Raw genomic sequence first — 20,551 nt, 5'->3', positions numbered from 1 at the left:
CTGTTGCACCGTAGCGGATGAAGGCCCCATGACAGAATCCGAAGGAAGCAGCGCTCCCGATGCGTCAAAGCGATATGTTTTGCCATCGATGGTCACGGCTCCGGTGGCCATCACACCGGATTCATTCAGATAATAGCGCTTATCCCCCAGATCGAGCCAGCCGGTCTGCATGGCGCCAGAGGCGGACAGGTAGTACCAGGCCCCGCCGTCCTTGAACCAGCCGCCGGGCCTCATCGCGCCGGAACTCTCAAAGAAGTACCGCTTGCCGTCCGATGCCTTCGCCCAACCTGTTACCATCCTGCCGGACTCGGAGTCGAGCCAGTACCAGGCCCCGCCCTGCTTGAGCCAACCGGTCTGCATGGCGCCGGAGGCGGCCAGGTAGTACCAGGAAGCCCCGTCCTTGAACCAGCCGCCGGACCTCATCGCGCCGGAGCCGTCGAAGTAGTACCATGTCCCGTCGGGCGTCTTCGCCCAGCCCGTGGCCATCCTGCCGGACTCGGGGTCGAGCCAGTACCACGTCCCGCCCAGGCTCAGCCAGCCGGTCTGCATGGCGCCGGAGGCGGCCAGGTGGTACCACGCCCCGCCCGAGCTCATCCAGCCGCCCGCGCGCATGGCGCCCGACCCCTCGAAGTAGTACCGATGGCCGTCCGAAGCCTCGGCCCAACCCGTGGCCATCCTGCCGGATTCGGGGTCGAGCCAGTACCAGGCCCCGCCCAGGCTCAGCCAGCCGGTCTGCATGGCGCCGGAACCCGCTAAGTAGTACCAGGCCCCATCCAGCTTCAACCACCCGGTCTGCATGGCGCAAGAATCGTTAAAGAAGTACCGTTTTCCTTCTATTGTCTGCCAACCAACAACCGCATACGAATTCGCGTCGAACCAGTATCTCTTCCCTTGAACCTGCTGCCAGCAGTTCGTAGCATACGTTCCATCCGCCAACCTCAGCTTCCAGCGACCGCCATCAAGCTCCCAAGCCGAAGAAAGTCTGTACGTCTCGGCGATCCCCTCGGCGTCGGCGTAGCCGAGCTTCCTCAAGAACGACTCGTCCTTCAGCTTGGCACTGTCGTCCCCGTTGGATAAGAAGGCGTGCTCCACGATGATTCCCACGATGCCGGCCTCACGGCTAGCCTCGATAACAGTGTAGTAATCTTGAATGCTTCCATCCGGATAATAAAATGGCCCTTCGCCATCCACGCGTTCGGAATCGCGCACCTTAATGCCACGGTCAGCCAACCCGAGCGCGGTCAGCTTCTCCAAGATCTTGCTAGAAAGACGCCCGCCCTCTTCATGGAGCCCCTGGCGATACGTGCTGTCGTTGGGATACCACACCTCAGCCCCCTGCGCCGAAGAAGCGGTCGAGGAATTGGCATGCAGGCTTACGAACACATTAGCGGCCGCCGCAACCGCACGATTGACGCGCTCGGTGAGACCCACCCTCTCGTCCTGTCCGCGCGTCAGATAAACCTCGACGTTCGCATACGCCCCAAGCGCTTCCTTGCAATACTGCGCAATTTTCCAAGTGACGTCCTTTTCGACCAGACCGCCACCCGAAGCGCCGGGCTCACTTCCCCCATGGCCAGGATCCAGGGCGACAACGAACTTTCCCGAAGGGGCACGACCTACGGGAACCGCAGACCGCCCCGTAACAGCAGGAGAGCCCTCGGCGGACAGCTGGACAGCCTCGTCGAACGAAGCCGCCTCCTCAAGCTGACCGTCTTCGGCAAGCGCAAAAACAGACACATCCGCAGCATCCCCTTCTCCGCCACGCGAGGACACCGAAGCATTCGAAGGCTCGACCGTAAACGCGTACGGCTCGCCTTCCCATGAAGACAAATCAACAGCCAACGAACGACCGTCGGACATCGTCGAAGCCCCCATCCGATCAAGTCGATACTCACCCGATTCCGCAAGCCCCACAGAAAAAAGCGCTGCGTTTCCAACGAATTCCGAAGCTGCCACCTTAATCGATTCGCCTGAAGGAGCAATCAGGGTTAATTCCGCAGACGACAGCGCAATCGACTCATCGTCAAACGCCACAACAACAAGCTGGGAGTCCCCCACACACGGAGAGCTTTGGTCGAAATAGACAAAACCTACGCGTTGATACTCAACGGAGTCGACCGCGACCGCCTCGGACGACTGCACGCCCAATCCGCCGTCTTCAGCCTCAGGAGTCGCTACAGTTCCATCCGCCCGCGAGTCCAAAGCACCCGACAAGTCCTCAGAAACGCCCCGTTCACCCGACGCCTCCTGATCAACAGCACCCGATGCGGCTTCGCCATCCTGAGGACGAGCGGACGCCAAAAGAGGCGCAACCGGAACAAGCGCGCAGGCGAGCGCCAAAGACAAGGATAGTTTTGCCAACTTAGATACAACCTGGTGCATAGCGCACCTCCGTACTTTAAAACAACGGTGGACCCTTTCATAAATTCCGCAATGATCGAGTATACCAGCAAACGACGCGCCAATTCCAAAGCACCTTTTAGATAGCGTATACTTAACGTGAACGATAAGAATAAGCGGAAGTCACACGCAAACCGACAAGGCAGGAAACCGTGAACCGACCCCTTCATCCCGTCTCTAAAAAATCTCAACTCGTGAGCATCGCTATAGCCTTGGCTCTTTTGTGGCAACTCGGACTCTCGGCATTCACAACACCTCAAGCTGCATTTGGCACGCAAGCACCTGCGCAGGACATCACGCGAATCCACATCCTACCATTCCCTTACACGGACGCCATCGTGCTAGAAAGCAATGGTCGTTTCGGTATAGTCGATTCCGGGGAAGACAACGATTACCCAGACGGCACTGATGTCCGCTACCCGCTTCGCCCAGGCGTCACAAGAGGAGAGGGCGTCGAGAACAGCGTGATCTCGTATCTAAAAAGCCTTGGGGTGAATTCGGGCAACCTCGAGTTTTACCTGGGAACGCATCCGCATAGCGACCACATAGGCTCCGCTGACGAGGTCATCCGGGAATTCAACCCCCGACGCGTGTATATACCAGAGTATCAGGATTCGTTCATATCAGACGAAACCCGGCTTTGGGACAATCAATACGTCTACGACAGAGCGATCGCGGCGGCGAAAGAAACCGGAGCCGTCCTCATTCAGAACCTCAACCCAAGCGCACCTATTGAACCATCGTCCAACGAGTCTGGCGAAGAAAAGGGCACTCTCAGCACCATTGGGAGCACGCCCGAAGCCGACGTGCTGGACGCCGCTGCAATCATCGAAAGGTTCGGAATAGACCCCACCGACCAACGAGATCCCTACAACTCCGAAACTTTACCCGAAACCGGCATCTCCGTAACCCGCCCGAATGACTCCAACCTTATACACGAGCACGAGCCCAACCCATCAACCACGGGAAATCCCTGCTTCGCACTGGGAGACATGAACATCGAAATCGTTAATTACGGGGACGATTACAAGTTCAATCCGGTTCCCGATGCAAATTACTTTTCCTGGGGCGTTAAGGTACAGGCGTACGAATCGACCGCATTCCTTTCAGGAGATATCAATAACTACGACGGGGACGAAGACCGGCTTGCAGGCGCGATCGGTCATGTCGACCTGCTCAAGCTAGCCCACCACGGATCCGTCGGATCGAACACACCTCGCTATGTGGCGGCGCTCTCCCCTACATACGCTGTCCAAACCGGGTACGGCGCCAATCTTCCCGAATACGTAACGAGTACGCTTGACGCGCTCCGCATCCGGTATTTCCCCGCACCGGAAGCCTCAGCAAGCGGTCTCGAAGCCGTAATAGCAACGTTCACTCAAAACGGCATCAAGCTCAACACCATGCAGGACGGCACAACGTTCCACTCATTTAACCATTCCCCGTACATGGCCGCCTATCATCAGGGTCTCAAACAAAAGCAGCAGGGATGGAGAGACGTTGACGATTCATGGTACTGGTTCGACAACAGCGCAGCGGCATCCGAAAGCACATGGCTGAAGCGGAACGGAGCATGGTACTGGCTCACCGAGTCCGGCAGGATGGCCACGGGCTGGGCGAAGACGCCCGACGGGACGTGGTACTACTTCGACGGCTCCGGCGCGATGAGGTCCGGCGGCTGGCTCAAGGACGGGGCTTCCTGGTACTACTTGTCCGCCTCCGGCGCCATGCAGACCGGCTGGCTCAAGCAGGGCGGGGCCTGGTACTGGCTCGACCCCGAGTCCGGCAGGATGGCCACGGGCTGGGCGAAGGATTCGAGCGGGACGTGGTACTACTTCGAGGGGTCGGGCGCCATGCGCGCGGGCGGCTGGATGAGCTCGGGCGGGGCCTGGTACTACCTGGCCGCCTCCGGCGCCATGCAGACCGGCTGGCTCGATCTGGGGGATAAGCGCTATTATCTGAATGAATCCGGTGTGATGGCCACCGGAGCCGTGACCATCGATGGCAAAACATATCGCTTTGATGCATCGGGAGCGCTGCTTCCTTCGGATTCTGTCATGGGGCCTTCATCCGCTACGGTGCAGCAGATGGTTGCATACTACAGCGCGCAGGGCGTTGCGTACCCTTCGTACAAGTACGCCACAAGAGGAGCTCCCACCATTTCCGATTTCTGCCAGGTTCTTCTTGATCAGGCAAAAGCCGAGAACGTTCGCGCGGAGGTGCTGTTTGCTCAGGCTATGTTAGAGACGGGCTGGCTGCAGTTCGGAGGCGATGTGGACAAGGGCGGGAGGATCCAGTGCAATTTTGGGGGAATCGGCGCAACGGGTAATGGCGTTCCCGGGGACTCGTTCCCTGATGTGAAGACCGGACTTTTAGCCCAGGCCCAGCATCTGAAAGGGTATGCTTCGACCGACCCGCTTAATCAACCTTGTGTCGATCCTCGGTTCAAGTACTTGACCGATAAGCGCGGATCAGCGCCGACGGTTGACAAGCTATCGGGTACGTGGGCTGCAGATAAGACGTATGGAGCAAAAATCATGGACTCCTTGGGTAGGCTGCTTTCCTACTGATTGAACTAATTCCAAACGAGTATTGCTTATTCGCGAATGAAGCCTTCCTTTTCGGAGGGCTTCATTACAATTTGTGTTCAAATTTTATGAAAGCACATATTATCTGAACATACCGTTCAAATCGTTTATACTATCTTGAAAAATGAACATTGAATGAATTAATTCACGGGTATGCATGAGAGGATGCACGGTTGATCACAAAGAATGAGTTTTCGGTGCTTGCTGCACTCGATAGGAAGCCGGACATGAGTCAACGTGCAATTTCTGCTCATGCAGGATTGTCGTTGGGGTCGGTTAACACAGCGTATAAAGCACTTTCGGACAGGGGCTTGATTGAGGCTGGGGCACTTACCGATGCGGGTCGAGAAGCATTATTGCCTTATAAGGTTGACAACGCCATTATCTTGGCGGCGGGTCTTTCGTCGCGGTTTGCGCCTATTTCCTACGAAAAGCCCAAAGGATTACTGTATGTTCGCGGAGAGATACTGATCGAGCGCCAGATTCGCCAACTGCAGGAGTCTGGCATCAATAACATAACGGTAGTAGTAGGGTATAAGAAGGAGTACTTCTTCTATCTTGAGGAGAAGTTCGGCGTATCCATCGTGGTCAACGACGAGTATGCTTCTCGCAACAATCATTCGTCTCTCATGGTGGTTCGCGAGCGTTTGCGTAACACGTTCATCTGTTCGTCTGATAATTACTTTGCCGAAAATCCCTTCGAACTGTATGTATGGAAGGCATATTACGCGGCTCAGTATCAATCGGGTCCTACAAAGGAATGGTGCATGCGTCTAGGGTCTGGTAATCGCATTGTGTCGGTTGAAATAGGCGGTCGTGATGCGCTCATTATGCTTGGACATGTGTACTTCGACAAAGAATTTTCCGGTACGTTTGCCCGCATTCTTTCAGACGAGTACGACGCCCCTGCTACGGTGGACAAGCTGTGGGAAGAACTTTATATCGATCATATTGCAGAGTTGGATATGGTTGCGCGCGAATACCCCGCTGGTACCGTATTCGAGTTTGATACGCTTGACGAACTGCGCGAATTCGATCCCTACTTTCTCAGGAACGTCGACTCCGAGGCGTTCGATAATATCGTGTCTGCGCTCGGATGCAGTAAAGACGACATTCACGATGTGTATCCGCTGAAACAGGGGCTCACCAACCTTTCATGCCATATTCGCGTCGGGGATGCCGAATACGTGTACCGCCATCCAGGCATTGGCACTGAGGGCATCATCGATCGTCGGGCCGAGGTAGTTGCTCAAGGAGTGGCGCGTGATCTGGGCCTTGATAGCACGTTTATTGTCGAAGACCCTGAAAAGGGATGGAAGCTGTCTCGCTTCATTCCGAATTGTCGCGAACTTGATCCTCGTGACCCTGCGCAAGTTAAACGAGCCATGGAAATGGCGCGGCGCCTCCATGGGTCAGGTGCGAGCGTTGGCCGGTCATTCGACTTTTTTGAAGAGGGGAAGCGTTACGAGCATCTGCTTGAGCAGAAGGTAAGTCGAATAGAAGTGCCTGGTTATGCCGAAATGGCTGCAAAGGCGGAAGAGCTCAAGCGCTTCGTTGATAAAGATGATACGCGTGTATGTTTGACTCATAACGACTTCTTCATGTTGAATTTTTTGATTGACGAGCAGGACGAGATGTCGCTTATCGATTGGGAGTATTCGGGCATGTCCGATTATGCCAGCGATTTCGGGACTTTCGTGGTGTGCTGCCAGCTTGATGAGGCTGAGGCTGCTCGTGCTCTTTCCTATTACTTTGGGCGCGAGCCTTCAGCGGAGGAGCGGAGGCATAACTTTGCTTTCGTTGCCCTTGCTGGATGGTGCTGGTACGTATGGTCGTTACTTAAAGAAGCCGAGGGCGACATGGTGGGCGAATGGCTTTATATTTACTACCGCTATGCGAAAGATTATTTGGATAAGGTGCTGGGCTGGTATCGTCGGGGGAGCGATCGAGGGGGAGTGTCATGAAGGGCTTTGGGAATATGAAATTTGGCTTGACAAGCGGTTTGCTTTGGGGTCTTGACACGGTGATTCTGGGCATGGGCTTGTCTATGGCGCCCTACGTCGGCACTGCTGAGGCGCTTGCGTTTGCAGCCATAGCAAGTGCTGCGCTTCATGATATATTTTGCGCAATTTGGATGTTTGTATACATGGGGGTTAAGGGTCGCTTGGGGGATACGGTTGCTGCTCTTAAGACGCGTAGCGGCAAAGCGGTTGTCCTTGGAGCGTTGCTGGGCGGTCCAGTGGGCATGACCGGCTACGTTATTGCTATTAACAACATTGGTGCGGGCTATACAGCTATTATTTCGTCGTTCTATCCTGCTGTCGGCGCCTTTCTGGCCTTCGTGTTTCTGAAAGAGCGAATGGCCCCCAAGCAGTTTGTCGCGTTGCTGGCGGCTCTTGCTGGCATCATCGTGATGGGATACGTGTCATCTGGCGGTTCCGAGTTGGGAAATCCGCTGTTGGGGTTGTTCGGCGCACTGCTATGTGTTTTGGGGTGGGGCTCCGAAGCGGTCATCTGCGCTTGGGGAATGCGCGATGATGTGGTTGACAACGAGACGGCTTTGCAGATTCGTGAGACGACATCGGCTCTTGCATACGCCATTGTCGTGCTGCCCCTGTTCGGTGCCTGGGGCTTTACGGCGATGGCAGCTCCTAGCTTCGCGACCGGCGTTGTGGCGCTAGCCGCTCTTGCAGGTACGATTTCGTACCTGTTCTATTACAAGAGCATCTCTTCGCCTATTGGCGCAGCGAAGTCCATGGCCCTTAACATCAGTTATTCAGCTTGGGCTGTTCTGTTTGCGCTTGTACTGCAGGGTACGGTTCCCACCCCGATATCCATTGTGTGCTGCATTGTTATTTTAGTGGGCACGGTGTTGGCTGCAAGCGATTGGAACGAATTGTTTGGACGTAAGGAAAAGGCTGACGTGCGGTAAAAGATTCAGGTGGAGCGGGTTTGGCGACTCTTCTTCGGTCGTAGGCTAGAAGGATGGTCGTCAAACCCGCCCCTTGTTTTACTGAAGCGGTTGTTTCGGTTTAGGAAATCTTCCTCAACGCATCGCACACACGGTCGTAGGCGTCTTGGGTGTCGGGCATCAGCTCCCAAGCACCGTCCATATCGCTTGCGTTCAGGACTTCGTTCATCTTGCAGGCTGCTCGGTACAGGTCCTTGAACGAGAGGTTGCCGGCCACCCCTTTGAGGGAGTGCGCCTCTCGCTGGGATCCTTCGATGTCTTCGCGATCCATGGCTTTTTGAAGTTCTGAGAAATGAGGATCGTCAAGAAACTTCACAGCAAGGCGAAGATACAGGTCCTCGTTGTTGCCGAAGCGCTCCATGGCCTCGACATAGTCGATGCCGCTTTTGGCAAGTTCAGTGTTGTCAAGTGCCATGCTCGTCATCCTTCCATCGCGTCGCGTTCGGCTTTGCAAGGAAGGAAGTATACCTTTAAGCGGCTGATCAGGGGGATCTTATCCGTTATTTGTCATGCGAACGTTGCTGGAATGCGACCAGCGGGTAGTTATGACCGCTCGCGCTCGTCTTCCACGAACACGCCTTCCTGCTTGAATACTGCAGAAAACGTTTTAAAGAAGATCTTCACGTCCAACGGAAAGCTCATGGTGCGCACGTACTCGACGTCAAGCGCCAGGCGATCGTGCCACGGCAGCGAATTGCGGCCGTACACGGCCGCGTAACCGGTCACGCCCGGTTTGACCGTAAGCTTCAAATGCTCGTCGCCAACGTAAAGCTCGGTTTCGCGGCGCAAGTCGGGACGGGGCCCCACTACGCTCATGTCGCCCTTCAGCACATTGAGAAACTGCGGCATTTCATCAAGCGACGTCTTCCTCATGAATGCGCCTACGCGGGTCATGCGCGGATCGTCGGCTCCGTTGTACGTGGAGCCATCCTCCATGACCAGATCGGGCGCATTCACCTTCATCGAACGCAGCTTGTACATTTTGAAATCCCGTCCGCCAACTCCCACGCGCGGGGCGTTGTAAAACACGGGTCCTTTGTCTTCGAAATGAATGAACGGCGCCAAGATGGCGATGATCAACAGGACGAAGGGCAGGGCGATTATGCCTACGACCAGGTCGCAGGCTCGTTTTCCGAATCGTGCGTACATCAGACGGCGCCCTTTGCTTCAAGGGCTTCGTAAGAGCGCTTGAACGTTTCCGCAACATAGCGTGCGTCGTCGTCCGAAAGCGAGGTATGCAGCGGCAGCGTCACTTCGTTTTCGAATTGAGCGAACGCGTTCGGGAAGTCGGCGATGTCGAATCCCAGATTGCGGTAGGCGGTCAGCAGCGGCAGCGGCTTGTAGTGAACGTTGGTGGACACGCCCTCTTCGGCCATGCGCTCGATCAGCGCGTTGCGGAATTCCTGCGATTTGCCCGTCAGGCGCACCAGCATAAGGTGTCCGCTCGATGCGAAGTCGTCTCCGTAGTGCTGCAGGATATCCAGATCCATCCCCTCGAAAGCCCGTTCGTACAAACCTATCAGTTCGCGGCGACGTTCCAGCATCCCGGGGTATCGGCGAAGCTGGGCAAGCCCCATGGCGGCTTGGATGTCGGTCATGTTGCATTTCCAGCCCGGAAAAGCAACATCGTACTCCCAAGCGCCCGCTTTGGTTTTCGCGAGGGCGTCTTTGGTCTGGCCATGAAGCGATTGGAGCATGAGGCCGTGGTAGAAATCGTCATCATCGAACAAGCCGGGGCGCCAGGAGAGCGCGCCGCCTTCCGCCGTGGTGAAGTTCTTCACGGCGTGGAATGAAAACGTGGTAAGGTCCGCGACCGAACCGCAGCTTTCGCCATGGTAGCGTGCGCCCAGAGCGTGAGCCGCATCGGCTACTACGGCAATGCGACCGATGGCGGCTTGCCGATCGTTCGCCGGCGTCCACGATGCGCCCGCGCTCTCGACCGCCTGGAACAAACGGTCGTAATCGCACATGCGACCGGCTATGTCCACGGGGATGATCGCCTTGGTGCGATCCGTGATCAGGCTGCCAAGCGCGTCGTAGTCCATCTCGTAGGAACCGGGGGCGGTGTCGCACAATACGGGAGTCGCACCTACGTGGCAGATGGGGGAGCACGATGCAGTGTAGGTGTAGGCGCAGGTGATGACTTCGTCGCCCGGCCCGATGCCCAGCGCGCGCAGCGCGCACTCGAGCGCAGCCGTGGCCGATGCCAAGCAGGCCGTGCGAGGGGCGCCCACGTACGATGCCAGATCTTGTTCGAGTTGCTTGGTTTTGGGTCCCGTTGTGATCCAGCCGCTTTTTAAGGCGTCCGTTACCTCGGCTATCTCCGCATCCGTGATGTCGGGGGGAGAGAACGGGATATGCTTCTTTTCGGTCAAGAGCGTGCTCCTCGTGTTCCGTGCGATTCCTCGCGCGCTGGTGCGATTGGGCGCGAGAAACCCTATTGTGACGCGACCTTGCCTATTTGGCGAGAGCGCTCAACTAAACATCACAGCAAATTGCGCAGCAGGGTTACGATTTCCCGATAGGATTGCGGCTGGTCGAATTCGCGTTCGGCTACGGCCCGTCCGCGCGCGCCCATGATCTTGCGCAGCGACGCGTTGCCGGCCAGTTCTCCTATGGCGTGCGCAAGGGCGGCTGCGTTTTCCGCTTCGACGTTGAGGCCGATTCCGTCGGAGCTTACCTTTGCGCGGAATTCCGGACTCGATCCGGTGTTGATCAGGGGATTTCCGCTTGCCAGGTAGTCGCCGATCTTGGTGACGATGCTCTGGACCGCCGACTTCACCAGCGAGTTCACCGTGATGTCGGACGCGCACAGGTATGCGGCCATGCTTGCGTAGTCCTGGTAGCCCAGGAAGTCGACAGGCGCTTCCAGCTGGCTGGCAAGGGCCTCCAGCTTGGCGCGATCCGGCCCGTCGCCCAGGATCTTCACGCGCACCGGCGGGTGGGGCCGCTCTTGAGCCGGGCCGTACGTGGTGCGCTCGGATGCATGTCGGGCGGCGTGCTCCAGGCGATCCTTCTCAAGAAGCGCCGACGCTTCGATCAGGGTGGCCAAATCGTAGCTGGCGCCCAGGGTTCCCGCGTACGTTGCCCACACTTCGCCGTCGGGCTTGACGATCTCGTGCGCATGAGCGCGTGCGCCTTCGTCGAAAGCGGCCAGGTCGTTTCCCACGTATACGGTGGCTTTGGGGTAGGGTCGCTCTCGATCTGCGGCGGGGCGGGCGGCGTATTCGTCGGAGGTGCCCACGGCTCCCGACAGCAGACGGTAGACGACCCGCGCATCGCGTGCGAACGGGTAGAACGCGATGTCGCTCACCACCGGAACGTTCACCACCATGCGCATGGCCTCGGGCCAAAGGTCGTTGATGTCGGCAACGAAGGGGATCCCCATCTTGTCGGCGCATTCAGCGCATGCGCGCGCGACGTCGTTCGGGGGAATTTCGGCGTAAATCAGGTCGTATTCGCCTGCCGTGCGATCAAAATGCGCGCGCAGGTTCTTTGCGGCAACGCGGTGGCTGCGAATGCGCGCCAAGTCCAGGTTCTTCGTGTACCCGGGCTCGTCGATGAACACGATGCGGTACGGAAGATCCTGGTAGCACGCCTTCGAGCAGTCTCGATGCGCTTTCTCCCAATGCTGGAACGACGACGTGATGAGGTCGACTTCGAACCCCTCGCGAACGAGCAGATCCGAAAGGAAGCGGAATCGCGTGTAGCCGCGCGTCTCGTCGCCGAGCTTCACGCCCATGGTGACAACGGCGATGCGCTTGCGGTTGCGGTTGCGCGTGCGCGCTTGTTTTTGTGTGGTATCCATGGGTCGCAAGTATAGCAAAGGAGTAGGGGAAATCGCCGCGGCTATACGGCGCTTCTTTGATCCTGCAGATGCACTTCGTAGACAGTGCGTCCGTTTACGGCTTCGCCCAAGGGTGCAAAAGACACTTCGTCGGTCGAGAATAACCCAAGGTCCTGCGTAGATACCAGATAGTCTGCTTCCAGCAATGCGACATCCGAGGGATTGACGTACAGCGTGAAGCTGTCGAATGCGGCGTCTCCGAAGTGAGTTTCGCCGTGCACGACTTCTATCGAAATATGCGCGTAGCGATTGTAGACGTCGTCGTACGAGCCTGTTGGGTCGAAGGCTCGCCATAGGCTCAAGTTGGGATAGACGTTGCACGTGTTGATGACTGCGGCGCCGCTCGTGGCTGCCAGATCGGCGTAAGCGGAGCTATCGTCTCCGGTCACCGCCCAGCGAGAGCCGGGATTCGCATCGTTGATCGCGCTCACGGCTGCGCGCGTTTTGTTCTCCAAGATGGGGGCAGCCCCTATTTGCACGGGGTTCACCAGCACGCCCATAAACAGCGCAAGCGTGGCCAAGTAAGCTACGAGGGCTCCGTCGGCTCCGGCCTTGCTGCGCAGCAACAGGTACATTCCTCCGATCAGCACGAGCGCGCATGCGGCGAAGCTCGCGGCATTGTAGAACCAAGAGAACGCTGCCGCTGACCCCGCCATGATCGCGCCGCTTGCGACGATCGCGACAACTGCTGCGGCTATACGGCTTGGCCGGACCTTCAGGAGCGCGAGGCCTCGTATGAGCAGGAGCAGGTTCGTCAATCCGAACGCGATGAACGCCTTGGAGTACAGCCCTCCCGTGCTCAGGCTCATGAGCGTAAGCTTTGCCAAAAATTCGGGGAAGCCGACGAAGCAGTACCAGCCCAGAAATGCGCTCAGCGCCAGCAAAGCGATGAGGTACGCATCGTGCGTGCGTTCCCTGAGCACCACCCAAAGCGACAGCAGGATGCCCAGGGGAAAGAAATCGTATACCGAGGCGAAGGCGTCGATGCGCAGGCTGTCGGCGAAGGACCGCAAGGGCGTGAGCGCGTCTAGAGGGTATTGAGCCAGCAAGGGTAGGGCTCCGCCGCCGCAGTCGGCTCGATGGCCCGGATAAGCGGTGCTCAGAACCGTTTGCACGGTGTCCCATGACTTTCCGAACACGTAGGCCATGCCGACGCAGAACAGAAGGAAGAACCCTCCAACGATAAGCGCGTCCTTGCGGCTCAGGCGGGCCGCCCGCCAATGCAGGGCGATGTAGACGGCTGCCATCGTGAAGAAAAGATACGCCATCGGCACCTGAAGGGCCGGGTAGAACGTGAGGACGAAGCATCCTCCGCATACGACGAACGGCAGCCCTAATGCGATGCGTACCCGGTACGAGGACGTTTTCAGGTATCCGGCGATGATAAGCAGCATGACCTCGCACGATACGATCATCTCCACGTATCCGTTGACATCCAGCCACCAGCTGATGACCGGCGCGAACGTCACCAGCAGCGCGAGCCCGCACGCCAAGCCGCGGCGTTGCCGCGCAACGAGCATTCCCACTTCGAACGTGCACATGAACAGCATGACCACGCGTGCGCACCAGAAAAAAGCAAGGCCTCGTTCCGCGCCGAGCAGCAGGTAGCCCCAATGGAAGGGCCGGAAGATCACGGCTGGGTCGGCAACGGGTTGCCCGTACACGATGAACATGTCGCTCGTTGTGCCGCGAAACGTTTCTCCGAAGTAGGGCCATGCTCCCGTGTCATCGAAGCCTTGCGCGAATGCCATGGACGTGTTGACCAGGAATTCGTCCGAACGGCACGAGCGCGCGGTTCCGAACAGGGTCCCGTCCCATCCGCTTCCGTCGTACCACATGCCAAGCGACGAACCCGATATTCCCAGGCACGTCCCGATTCCGATCGCCCCGAGCGCAATCGGCCAACGATACCTGTACAGAAACTCCGTACAGCGTATTCGGTGCGAGAAGATCAGGGCTGCCGCAGCCGTTCCCGCTATCAAGCCTACGCCAACGAGCACGAGGTTGTGCACGAGCGCGAGCCTTGTTGCACAGGAGAGGAAGAACTCGCTCGCCCCCGCATCGGCTTCGATGCTTTCCAGGTTCAGATAGAGAAACGCAAACGTGGTCAGCACGAGAGCGGCGCCGAAGCCGAAGGCCAGGGCGTGTACGCGGGTGTTCTTCACGAAGGGTCCTGTTCGCTTGAGATGGAGGTGTTCGACCATTATAATCTCAGGGCTTCGCGTTCGCTATAATGGTCGAACTGCTCCCAAAGGAAGGGACCGCTCCGATGAGGTTTTCCGTTATTGTTGCCGCCTTCAATGTAGAACCCTACATCGCCGACTGCATCGAGTCGCTGAAACGTCAGACGTATCGAGATTTTGAAGCTATCGTAGTGGATGACGCTTCGACGGACGAGACGCTGCGGGTTGCAAGGCTTCATGCCGGGGACGACGAGCGCTTCCTGTTTTTCGAGCAGTCCGAAAATGCCGGGCAGTCTGCTGCGCGCAACGTCGGGCTTCTTCATGCGACGGGGGACTACGTGTTGTTTCTCGACTCCGACGACTACTATCGCGACGATGCCCTGCAGGCGATCGCCGACCGTATAGCGGGTGATGATTTGGATCAGCTTTACTTCGCAGCGGAGACGTTTTACGAGAATCGCACGCTGAGGCGCACGCGTTACGAGGATCAGGAGAGCCGCGTTTCCATCGATGGGGTTATGTCAGGGGTCGATTTGTACGTGGCGTTCGAAAAGACGGAGGCGTTTCGGCCGTCGTCGTGCCTGTATGCCGTCAGACGTTCCGTAATTGAGGACGCTCGCTTGCGCTTTCGCGAAGGGATCATTCACGAGGACCTGCTTTTTCTCATGGAGCTTATGCCGCTGCCTCGACGTGCGGCGTTTTTCAACGAGCCTCTGTATCGCCGGCGGATGCGCGAGGGGTCTACCATGACTTCCGCCTTCAGCATGCGCAACGTCGATGGGCTGTTCCGCGTGCAGCAGGCCTTGCGCGCATGGATCTTGGAGCATGCGTCCGGGCAATCCCAGGATTTCTGCGATGCGTACGCCGCGCGCGTCTTCCATACGTGCGAAGTGGCCGCGCGCTACCTGTTCGAGATTTCCGAAGCGGACATGTACGCCTATCGCCAGGGGCTCAACCTGCAAGACCGTGTTGATTTCGACCTGCATATCCTGGAGTTGCACAAGGCCCTTAAAGGGGTGTACGACGAGCTTGAAGGGTCGCGCACGTATCGATTGGGGCGACTGTTCCTGGCGTTTCCCAGTTGGGTGAAGAGCCGTGTGATCATGCCCCAGGCGAAAAGGAAAGACCAGGAATAGAAAGATCTTCTCTCACCATTCGGTGGGGAGGGCTTTGCGCATGCGTCTTTTTATGGCGATCTTTTCGGAAAGGCTTGCCTGACACCAGGGCTTGAACTTTCCGTAAGGAAGGTCGGCCAAGGGCCCCAGCGGCCCCTGATCGGGGTTGTTGCCGGACCAGTCGTTCAAAGCGGAGGCGTAGCGCGCCATGTTTCGCGGATAGCCGGTGAAGTAGGCGGGCTCGTGGTCGGCCAGCTCCAGCTTCGGAAAACCGTTCGCGCCGAGATGCCGCGCTAGTTCATTGCGAACGGCTTGATCGGACATGGTCTCGATATTCCACAGCGTCCAATCGAGCGCCCAGTTGAGGTAGGGCTGGCGAAGGCTTTGCCATGCGCCGTCGGGCTGCTCCTGCAAAAAGCGCTTCATGCGGCACAGCCCTTCGTAGAAGGCGAAAGGGTCTCGCGTGCGCGAGTTGGACACCGACCCGCCGCGGCCTATGCGGTGCTCGATGAGCACTTCGTTGACTACGGCGATGCGCTGCGCCAGGATTATGGCCTGGTAGGTGAACAGCATGTCCTCGCTATTGGATAGATCGTCGGGAAAGCTCAAACCTGCGGAGCGCGCGAAAGCCGTGCGGTAGAGCTTGTCCCACGGCCAGCCCATGAACGCTGCGAACACGTTTCCGGGCACGTCTCGCCATGAGAACGAGGGGGTTTCGGCAAGGTTGGGAAGCTGACTTTCCTTGAGCGCCCAAGGGGCGGCGGTGCGCTCCCCCGAATTGTGATCGAACTGCACGATGTCGCATACGACAACGTCGGCTTCGCAACGTATCGCTTGGCCATGCAGGGCTTCCAGCATGGTTGGCAGAAACACGTCATCGCCGTCGAGCAGCATGAAGTACGGGGAATCTACAAGGGCAAGGCCATGGTTGCGAGCGCCGGCGGCTCCTAGATTGGATGTATGAACCACGCGGAAACGATCGTCTTGCAGAGCGAATTCGTTGGCGATGCGTGCAGTTTCGTCGCTTGATCCGTCTTCCACCACGATGGCTTCGAAGTCGGAAAACGTCTGCGCGGCAAGAGATGCCAAGCATTCTCCCAGGCATTCTTCTACGTTGTGCGCCGTTACTACGGCGCAAATGCTTGCGGGCCGCTTCGCCATGCGCCCTCCTTTCGACGCAGAAGAGTATAGCGCATGCGAAAGCGGCCCGCTCGTCCGTGCAATCTACTCAGCTATTCGGCGTCTTTCGCCACCAGCACGGGCACTTCGGCCGAGCGCAGCACGCCGTAGCTCACGCTGCCCAGCATGCCGCGCAGCACGCCAAGGCCGCGCGATCCCATCACGATAAGGTCGCAGCCGTGCTCGCGCGCGTAGCGATTGATGCCGTCGACCACGGACGGTTCGTTCACGGCGGCAACGGTCACGTCGTTGGGCAGGCCGTCAAGCATAGAGCCGATGGCCTTGTCCATGTTGGCCTTCTCGCGTGCGCAAGCGTTTTCGACCAGCTTGTCGTACGTGTTGGGATCGATGATGGGCTCGGGAAGGCTTTCGTACGGGTTCGCGTCAAGGCCCATGGCGGGCGGGAACTCGGATACGTACATGACGTCGATAACGTGCAACTTGATGGCGGGATCTTCCTCGGCAAGGCCCTTTGCGATTTCGAGCGCGCGCAGGGCATGCTCCGACGTGTCGAACGGCACGAGGATGTTGGTGAATTTCATGCGGCACCTCCTGGTTGGTGGCTTGTCCGATGGCTTGAGTGTACCATGGGCGCCGTACGTTTCGCGTGGCGCGAACAACGTGCCCTCGATTCGTTATCTGGTATGCCGGCGTGCGGCGATTCGCGCCCGGGTGCAGCCCGTAACGCGTTTGCAACAAGCGGCGGTATAATAAAGCTCGACCGAAAAACGCAGCGTCGCTTGCAGCGGCGAGTCACAAACGAGGAAGGTGCGTATGACCGCGAACCCCCAGCAGGATTTCGTCTTGAAGACCATCAAGGGCCGCGACGTCCACTTCGTCCGGTTCTGGTTCACCGACGTTTTGGGCACCATGAAATCGTTCGCTGTCATTCCCAGCGAGCTGGAGGATGCGTTCGCGGACGGCATGGGCTTCGACGGCAGCTGCATCGAGGGCTTCTGCCGCACGCAGGAATCGGACATGCTGGCTTATCCGGATGCCTCGACGTTCCAGGTGCTTCCCTGGCGCCCCGAGGCCAATGCGGTGGGGCGCATGTTCTGCGACATCCGCACGCCCGACGGCGCGCCTTTCGAGGGGGATCCTCGTCACGTGCTTGCGCGCACCGTGGCGAAGGCCCAGGATATGGGGTACGTGTTCAACGTGGGACCCGAGCTGGAGTTCTACTATTTCAAGGACGCCGAAGGCACCGAAGTGCTCGATCGAGGAGGCTACTTCGATCTGACCAGCCTCGACTACGCGTCCGATTTGCGCCGCGACACCGTGCTCACGCTTGAGAAGATGGGCATCCCCGTGGAGTACTCGCACCACGAGAACGGCCCGTCCCAGCATGAGATCGACCTGCGCTTCACCGATGCCCTGTCCATGGCCGACGCCGTCATGACCTACAAGCTGGTCGTCAAAGAGATCGCCATGAAGCACGGCGTGTACGCGTCGTTCATGCCCAAGCCCATGGCCGACCAGCCGGGCAGCGGCATGCACGTGCATCAGAGCCTGTTCGACCTCGACGGCAACAACGCGTTTTTCGATCCCTCCGATCCGCAGGGCTACGGGCTGTCGAGGGTTGCCAAGCACTACCTTGCCGGGCTCTTGAAGTACGCGCCCGAATTCTGCGCGGTCACCAACCAGCATGTGAATTCCTACAAGCGCCTGGTGGCGGGCGGGGAGGCTCCCATCTACCTTTCCTGGGCGCGCGCGAATCGCTCGACGCTGGTCCGCGTGCCGGGGTACCGTCCGAATCGCGAGATGGCGTGCCGCTTGGAGCTGCGCAGCCCCGATCCCGGCGCGAACCCGTACTTGGCGTTCGCGGTCATGCTGGCCGCCGGCTTGGCGGGCATCGAGGAAGCGCTCGAACTGCCCGATCCTGCCGAAGACCAGGGCCTTCTTGCGCTCTCGCGCCAAGACTTGCGGCAGCGCGGCGTTCGGACGCTTCCGGAAAGCTTGGGGGAGGCCATCGAGCTGTTCGCCGCATCCGATCTTATGCGCGCGACGCTCGGCGATCACATTCACGGCTACCTGGTGGCGTCGAAGCGCGCCGAATGGAACGACTACCTGGCCCATGTTTCCCCTTGGGAGCGCGATCGGTATCTGGCGGTGCTGTAGCATGGGCGCCGTGCGGCCTGCGGGGAATCGGAGGGGTTTCCTATGAGAAAGACCGTCATATTCATAGCCGACAGCCTGGATAACGCCCACAAGTTCCAACAGGTCCTTTCAAGCTTGGACGTGGCGGTTGTGGCCGGTTCGTCCGTGCAGTTCAAAAAGCTGCTCTCGCAGCACGCTTCGTGCGACCTGGTTATCTACGAGGCTCGCAGCGGCTCTTTGTCGAACGTGTCCCAGGTCGAGTCGCTTATGCTGGAGGAGGGAACGGCTTCGCTGCTGGTCATCGTCAACGAGGACCAGTTGGCCGATTTCCGCCTTCCCGTGCAGGTGAAAAGCGACTTCGTGGTGCACGGCGCCGGGCCGGACGAGTGCGCCGCGCGCATTCGGCAGCTGTTGTGGCCGGGAAACGAAGGAACCACCTCCGATGTTCTTGCGGTTGACAACATGACCATCAACCTTGCCACGTACCAGGTGACGATAGGCGGCGACCCGCTTGATCTGACGTATCTGGAATACGCGCTCCTTGCGTTTCTGGTTACGCATCCCGGGCGCACGTATTCGCGCGACGCCCTGCTGCGCCGCGTGTGGGGCTTCGACTACTACGGGGGAAGCCGCACGGTGGACGTTCACGTTCGCCGCGTTCGCGCGAAGCTGGGGCCCGACCTCGCGCAGCATTTGGAGACGGTTCGCGGGGTCGGCTATCTTTGGAGCGCGTGATCGCCGAGCTTCGCGCGCATCCCGCGCGATTCGGCTTGTAGGCGGCGCGTGGTCGTTTCCCGGTGGACTGCGCGGCGCGAGCGCTTGCGCTATACTAAGCCCTCAAAACACTCGCCGACGGAGGTATTCATGTCGAAGAAGATAGCAGTCATCGACGGCAACTCGCTCATGCATCGCGCGTACCATGCGGTTCCCCCCACCATGAACGCCCCCGACGGGCGTCCCACCAATGCGGTCTTCGGGTTTCTGTCCATGCTGCTGAAATTCATCGACATCGCGGCTCCCGACGCTCTCATCTGCGCGTTCGATGCGGGCCGTCCGGCGTTTCGCATGGAAGCTCTCGAGCAGTACAAGGCGCAGCGCCCTCCCATGGACGACGATCTGAAGGTTCAGTTTCCCATCATCGAGGAGCTTTTGGAGGCCATGGGCGTGCCGGTGGTGCGCATCAAAGGCTGGGAAGGCGACGACGTGCTGGGGACCATCGCCGCGCGCGACGAGGCGCTGGGTTACGAAACGCTGCTGGTGACCGGCGATAAGGACGCCTATCAGCTGGCTACCGACAAGACGCGCATCGTCACCACGAAGAAGGGCATCACCGACGTGGCCATATACGGGCCGGCGGAAGTGCTGGATCGCTACGGCATCAGTCCCGAGCAGGTGCCCGACTACCTTGGCCTGAAGGGCGATTCTTCCGACAACATCCCCGGCGTGCCCGGCATCGGCGAGAAGACCGCCGCGAAGCTTTTGCAGGCGTACGGCAGCCTGGAAGGGCTCTACGAGCATGTCGACGAGCTCAAGGGCAAGCAGAAGGAGCGCATCGTCGAGAACAAGGACGCCGCTTTCGCCAGTCGCGAGGTGGCCACCATCGTGCGTGACCTCGACTTCCCGTTGGATCTGGAGTCGTGCAGCTTCCCGAACTTCGACCCGGAAACCGTGACCGCGGCGTTCGAGGGCGTGCGGTTCAACGCGCACCTGAACCGCGTGCTCAAGCTGGTCGGCAAAGAGCTTGAAAAGAAGGCGGCGCCCCTCGTGGTCGAGCCGGTGCTCTTCGCCGCCGAGGCTGACGCGCTGGTGACCGCCGCCTTGGAGCGCGGCGAGACCCTGGGCGTGTCGTTCGTCGAGCCCAAGCAGGCGTCCCTGTTCAGCGCGGGGCTGCATTGCGCGGTCAACACGAGCGAGGGAACCGCGCTGTACGAGGACGAGGCCGGGCTGGAGGCATTCGCGCGGGTCGTGCGCGAAGGGGCGTTCGCCTCGCTCGACGTCAAGCTGGACGTTCATCGGGTGTACCCGCCGGACACGGCCAAGCGCGCGCTCGTTTCCGACGGCGATCTTTCGAGCATGCGCGCGTTCGATCTGGGGCTTGCCGGTTACGTGCTGAATTCCTCGGTTGCGGAGTACTCCTACGACGCTTTGCTGGACGCGTACTGCGGCGGCGT

The 20,551-nt window shown here is 59.0% G+C and carries 15 protein-coding genes; 7 read left to right on the top strand and 8 right to left on the bottom strand.

From position 1 onward, the window contains the following. On the bottom strand, nt 1-2,382 hold a 2,382-nt coding region (locus ACMNI9_RS07515), incomplete at its 3' end, for an N-acetylmuramoyl-L-alanine amidase (RefSeq protein ID WP_418831433.1). A gap of 170 nt (nt 2,383-2,552) precedes the next feature. Between ACMNI9_RS07515 and ACMNI9_RS07510 the strand changes: the two genes are divergently transcribed. The 3 genes from ACMNI9_RS07510 (at nt 2,553) to ACMNI9_RS07500 (ending at nt 7,920) form a co-directional block, all read left to right on the top strand. Next, nucleotides 2,553-4,970, top strand: a complete 2,418-nt coding sequence (locus ACMNI9_RS07510) for a glucosaminidase domain-containing protein (RefSeq protein ID WP_418831431.1) — start codon at nt 2,553-2,555, stop codon at nt 4,968-4,970. 191 nt (nt 4,971-5,161) lie between these two features. Next, nucleotides 5,162-6,952: a phosphotransferase gene (locus ACMNI9_RS07505; RefSeq protein ID WP_418831429.1), complete on the top strand. Its 1,791-nt coding sequence runs from the start codon at nt 5,162-5,164 to the stop codon at nt 6,950-6,952. Beyond that, nucleotides 6,949-7,920, top strand: coding sequence for a DMT family transporter (locus ACMNI9_RS07500; RefSeq protein ID WP_418831427.1), 972 nt, complete (start codon nt 6,949-6,951; stop codon nt 7,918-7,920). Before ACMNI9_RS07505 ends, ACMNI9_RS07500 begins: the two co-directional genes overlap by 4 nt. Nucleotides 7,921-8,020: 100 nt before the next feature. Here ACMNI9_RS07500 and ACMNI9_RS07495 read toward each other — a convergent pair whose 3' ends face one another. From ACMNI9_RS07495 to ACMNI9_RS07475, 5 genes are all read right to left on the bottom strand, one after another. Next, a complete protein-coding gene (locus tag ACMNI9_RS07495; RefSeq protein WP_114567607.1) occupies nt 8,021-8,374 on the bottom strand; it encodes an Hpt domain-containing protein in 354 nt (117 codons plus the stop codon). A gap of 128 nt (nt 8,375-8,502) precedes the next feature. After that, entirely contained in the window at nt 8,503-9,108 is a 606-nt protein-coding gene (locus ACMNI9_RS07490) for a sugar transferase (RefSeq protein ID WP_418831425.1), read from the bottom strand. Then, nucleotides 9,108-10,334 (bottom strand): DegT/DnrJ/EryC1/StrS family aminotransferase, encoded by a 1,227-nt coding sequence (locus tag ACMNI9_RS07485; protein ID WP_418831423.1) that lies wholly within the window; start codon nt 10,332-10,334, stop codon nt 9,108-9,110. Before ACMNI9_RS07485 ends, ACMNI9_RS07490 begins: the two co-directional genes overlap by 1 nt. 110 nt (nt 10,335-10,444) lie before the next feature. Next, nucleotides 10,445-11,767: a glycosyltransferase gene (locus ACMNI9_RS07480; RefSeq protein ID WP_418831422.1), complete on the bottom strand. Its 1,323-nt coding sequence runs from the start codon at nt 11,765-11,767 to the stop codon at nt 10,445-10,447. A gap of 41 nt (nt 11,768-11,808) precedes the next feature. After that, nucleotides 11,809-13,971 carry a DUF7657 domain-containing protein gene (locus tag ACMNI9_RS07475; RefSeq protein ID WP_418831420.1) on the bottom strand — a complete coding sequence of 721 codons (2,163 nt, stop codon included), beginning with the start codon at nt 13,969-13,971 and terminating at the stop codon, nt 11,809-11,811. 104 nt (nt 13,972-14,075) lie between these two features. Between ACMNI9_RS07475 and ACMNI9_RS07470 the strand changes: the two genes are divergently transcribed. Then, nucleotides 14,076-15,125: a glycosyltransferase family 2 protein gene (locus tag ACMNI9_RS07470; protein WP_418831418.1), complete on the top strand. Its 1,050-nt coding sequence runs from the start codon at nt 14,076-14,078 to the stop codon at nt 15,123-15,125. A 12-nt stretch (nt 15,126-15,137) separates the two neighbouring features. On the opposite strand, the gene ACMNI9_RS07465 is transcribed toward ACMNI9_RS07470, so the two are convergent. Together ACMNI9_RS07465 and ACMNI9_RS07460 are read right to left on the bottom strand one after the other, a co-directional pair. Further along, entirely contained in the window at nt 15,138-16,265 is a 1,128-nt protein-coding gene (locus ACMNI9_RS07465) for a glycosyltransferase family 2 protein (protein ID WP_418831417.1), read from the bottom strand. 71 nt (nt 16,266-16,336) lie between these two features. Beyond that, the gene (locus ACMNI9_RS07460; protein WP_114567601.1) at nt 16,337-16,825 is read right to left on the bottom strand and encodes a universal stress protein; all 489 of its coding nucleotides are present in this window, start codon (nt 16,823-16,825) and stop codon (nt 16,337-16,339) included. Nucleotides 16,826-17,057: 232 nt separating this feature from the next. Between ACMNI9_RS07460 and ACMNI9_RS07455 the strand changes: the two genes are divergently transcribed. The 3 genes from ACMNI9_RS07455 to ACMNI9_RS07445 all read left to right on the top strand — a co-directional run. After that, a complete protein-coding gene (locus tag ACMNI9_RS07455) occupies nt 17,058-18,401 on the top strand; it encodes a glutamine synthetase family protein (RefSeq protein ID WP_418831416.1) in 1,344 nt (447 codons plus the stop codon). Between the two features lie 42 nt (nt 18,402-18,443). Then, a complete protein-coding gene (locus ACMNI9_RS07450) occupies nt 18,444-19,115 on the top strand; it encodes a winged helix family transcriptional regulator (protein WP_114567599.1) in 672 nt (223 codons plus the stop codon). A 129-nt stretch (nt 19,116-19,244) separates the two neighbouring features. Next, nucleotides 19,245-20,551: 5'-3' exonuclease (locus ACMNI9_RS07445; RefSeq protein ID WP_418831415.1), on the top strand; the 1,307-nt coding region annotated here is incomplete at its 3' end.

This window comes from Paraeggerthella sp., assembly GCF_048427265.1.
Taxonomy (GTDB): Bacteria; Actinomycetota; Coriobacteriia; order Coriobacteriales; family Eggerthellaceae; genus Paraeggerthella; species Paraeggerthella hominis.
Note: the sequence above shows the minus strand (reverse complement) of the source record. Positions and strands in the feature narration are given on the sequence as shown.